Origin of the sequence: Longimonas sp. (assembly GCF_040409695.1) — a bacterium.
Lineage (GTDB): Bacteria > Bacteroidota > Rhodothermia > Rhodothermales > Salinibacteraceae > Longimonas.
Map to the genome: position 1 here is coordinate 1 of NZ_JARWGJ010000008.1, position 3,585 is coordinate 3,585.

At 62.0% G+C, this 3,585-nt stretch carries 3 protein-coding genes; all 3 read right to left on the reverse strand.

Features of this window, described 5'->3' with window-relative positions; translation table 11 throughout:
* Positions 1-659: nucleotide sugar dehydrogenase (locus PPP56_RS00260; protein ID WP_353561579.1), on the reverse strand; the 659-nt coding region annotated here is incomplete at its 3' end.
* Between the two features lie 113 nt (positions 660-772).
* A complete protein-coding gene (locus tag PPP56_RS00265; protein ID WP_353561581.1) occupies positions 773-2,662 on the reverse strand; it encodes a hypothetical protein in 1,890 nt (629 codons plus the stop codon).
* Positions 2,663-2,826: 164 nt separating this feature from the next.
* On the reverse strand, positions 2,827-3,585 hold a 759-nt coding region (locus PPP56_RS00270), incomplete at its 5' end, for an NAD-dependent epimerase/dehydratase family protein (protein ID WP_353561583.1).

Here is a 3,585-nt window from a genome sequence, read left to right on the forward strand (position 1 = left end):
GCCACATGCACGTGCTCGATGATCGCATGCAGCGCCGCTTCGGCCACGGTCGTGCATGCGTCGGTCACGCCGCCCACCACCACCGGCGTGTTTGCCGTCGTATACTCCTTGTTGCCCGGGTCAATCCGTTCCGGACTGAACGCGAGGAAGTAGTCTTCTCCCAGCGTGAGTCCGCGCTCGGCGGCGGCTTCTTCCAGGATGGGCCGCACCACGCCCTCGGTCGTATCCGGATAGGTTGTGCTCTTCACGATGATGAGCTGTCCCGGACGCAGGTGTTCGGCGATCGAGCGCGTCGACGCTTCGATGTACTTCGTGTCGGGCTCTTTGTGTTCAGTGACGGGCGTGGGCACGCACAAAAAGAACACGTCGATGTCAGCCGACTCGTCGTATGTGGTCGTTGCCCGCAGCATACCACGGTCTACGAGCGCTGCCACCTCCACATCATCAAGATCGTCGATATAGTTTGTACCCGCGTTCAGCTGAGCCGTGCGCGTCTCGCTGAGCTCAATGCCGATCGCCTCAAACCCGGCGGCCGCGTACTCTACGGCAAGCGGAAGCCCGACATACCCAAGTCCGGCAACGCCAATCGTAGCGGACTGGTTATTGAGAGCTTGAAGAAGTGCGGAGACTGCATCGGGCTGTTGTCCGTTGGAGTTCATATGTCGAGGTGTTGACTGAAAAAGTGTAGGCTGAAGACGTAAGGAGTAATTGGGGAGGCGTACGCGTCGTCCCTACGCTGCGGAGTCATCATTGTGCCACGGGGTATGCCGCGTTAGGAGGCTGGCTTCATCTCAGGCGTGCCCTGGTCTGCCGTCTCGTCGACTGCGTCCGACAGCGTCATCTGCAGCACATGGCACGGCACATTCGCTTCCTTGATATGGCGCAGAGCGTCTGACCGTTCTTCCGAGGTCATGGCACGTAGCGAGAGCAGCACTACATCGATGTTGTGCATCCGACAGAGCCCGGCCAGCCGGTCGCCCACTCCTACTACGGTAAGTCCTTGAATGCGCTGTCCACTCTTCAGTGGATCGTCGTCCACGAATCCAACCGGGTTATACGACAGCTCTGCAGTCTGCCGGATTTCGCGCAGGAGCAGGGCGCCTGAGTCGTTCGCACCATAGATCAGAGCACGCTTGCCGTCGCTTGCCTGGCTCAGGAAGTACTGGCGGAGCCCACGGAAGCCAAACCGCACGCCGATCACCGCGAGCGTCACGATCATCCAGTCGATGAACCAGACCGACACCGACAGGGTGGCGGTAGAGAAGAGTGCAGCCCACACAGCCATGCCAGCGAGCGAGGCCAGGAGCGACGCGCCGACTGTGCGCACGATTTCGGGCGTACCGGCATGGCGCCAGATGGCGCGGTACATACCCATCAATGCAAACACCGTGATCTTCGCCGTTACGATAAGCGGCAGCGCCCGTAGCATCCGGTCCTCCTGAACCGAGGTGAGTCCCTGCTCAAAGCGCAGGTAGTGCGCCACAATAAATGCCGCGGCCAGCAGCGCACTATCGGCAAACACCCCGAATACCGCCTTCCAGCGGTGCCCAAAGAGACGATACAGCGCGTGCGATGTCTTTGCATCTTCGCCCCCGTACAGCGGCGAGCCATCGCCTCGCGTGTCGGCTGCCGAGCCATCTTCAGCGTATACGTTGGCCCGGGCCAGGTAGATGCCGAAGACCGTAAGCGCGACCGCAGCGAATGCCGAGAGCGCGTAAAAGAGCAGCGTGTCAATAAACAGCACAGCCAGTGCGAGCGCGCCCCCCACCCCGCTGATCGCATACAGCGTGAGCACGGCCTGCGCCTCCGAAAGCCCCAGAAACACGAGCCGATGCGAGGTATGATCGCGCCCTCCCTGCGAAACCGGGCGCCCCACCCACTTCCGGACCAGCGTTACGAGGGTCGTGTCGAGAATGGGCACCGCCAGCACAGCGAGCGGAAGCAGCGCCACCGCTACCGGTGCGTTGACGGGAGCTTCGGACTGTACCACGAGAGCGCCCGCGGCGAGCATGAACCCCAGAAAGAGGCTCCCGCAGTCGCCCATGAAGATGCGGGCGGGCTTGAAGTTAAACACCAGAAATCCGAACGCGGCCCCGGCGACGGCAGCCATGGCACTCACCACGACCGGCACCCCGGTGACCCCACCTACGGCGAGCAGCACGACCGCGGCAATGCCCGCAATGCCCGATGCCAGGCCATCCATATTATCGAGCAGATTAATCGCGTTGGTGATGCCGACGACCCAGAGAAGCGTAAGCGGTCCGGCAATGGCCCAGTGCCACCCGCTCCCGAAAAGATAGCCGTCCATCATAAGCAGCGCCGTAGCCGCGATCTGCGCAATGAGCTTTCCGGCGGGAGATATCCCGTTGAGGTCGTCGTACATCCCGACCGCAAAAAGCAACGCCCCGCCTGCCCATACAGCCGGGAGGGTAGCGATCGACCCGCTCACCAGCGCCCCAATGAACGCCGCCGACACCAGCGCAATACCGCCCATGAGGGCGGTTGGCGTAGCATGCCAGCGGTCTTCGCGGGGCTGGCCGACCCATCCCATGCGCCGTGCTGCGCGAATCACGAGCGGCGTAGCCAGAAGCGTCGCGAAAAACGCGATGCCCGCGGCATCCCCCCCGACGCGCTGCACGGCATGTAGTATCGTATCCATCATATGCACTGAAGCGTTCTGTTCACAAAGTATGTCAGGCAGAAGAGCGTGGTGCCTGTACTTAAAGATGCGTAGGAGCGAAGTGGAGGCGGCCCCGATGCTGCTTTTTGGATTGCCGGCAACTCAAATCGGGGGCCGTAGCCGGCGCGTATATCCGGCGTGTACTGTTACGCCGTATGGGCTGTATCAAAGGTATTAAAGGATGCAGGCGTTAGTGCGGATCCATTCTGGGTTTGTGCTGCGTGGTCGGCATCCGTCTTTGCGTGGGCAATCACATCGCGCAAGATGGTATCCAGGTCACGATAGGGCTGCTGCCCGATGGTCGCCTGCAGCTTTGTCATGTCGGGCGTACGACGGCGCATATCTTCGAAGCCCTCGCGGTACGCCTCGTCGTAAGGCACATGCTCGATGGGCACACTCGCCCCCGTGAGCGTGCGCACGCGCTCGGCCAGCGTATTGATCGAGACCGGGGTGGGCTGTCCAATGTTGAACACCTCGCCGTCGGTGCCTTCGGCGTTCATGAGAGCATCGATCGTCTCAACCGCGTCGAGCACGTGCGTAAAGCAGCGGGTCTGCTCGCCATCCCCAAAAACCGTGATGGGTTTTCCGGCGAGCGCCTGGTCGACAAACGAGGGCACCACCATGCCGTACTGGCCCGTCTGGCGCGGCCCCACGGTGTTGAAGAAGCGCGCCGCTACCACCGGCAGGTCGTGCTCAGCGGCGTAAGCCAGCGCGAGAAACTCGTCCATCGCCTTCGTGCAGGCATAGCCCCAGCGGCGTTTCGAGGTGGAGCCCAGCACCCACGGACCGTCTTCGGCGAGCGTTTCGAGATCCGGCACCGTCTCCAGGGCTTTGCCGTACACCTCTGAGGTTGAGGCGATCAATGTAGGAAGCATGCCAGCGTGTGCAATCTCAAGCACATGCTC

Coding starts and splice junctions, on each gene's coding strand:
- PPP56_RS00265 (WP_353561581.1), bottom strand. CDS start 2,662: ATGATGGATACGATACTACATGCCGTGCAGCGCGTCGGGGGGGATGCC.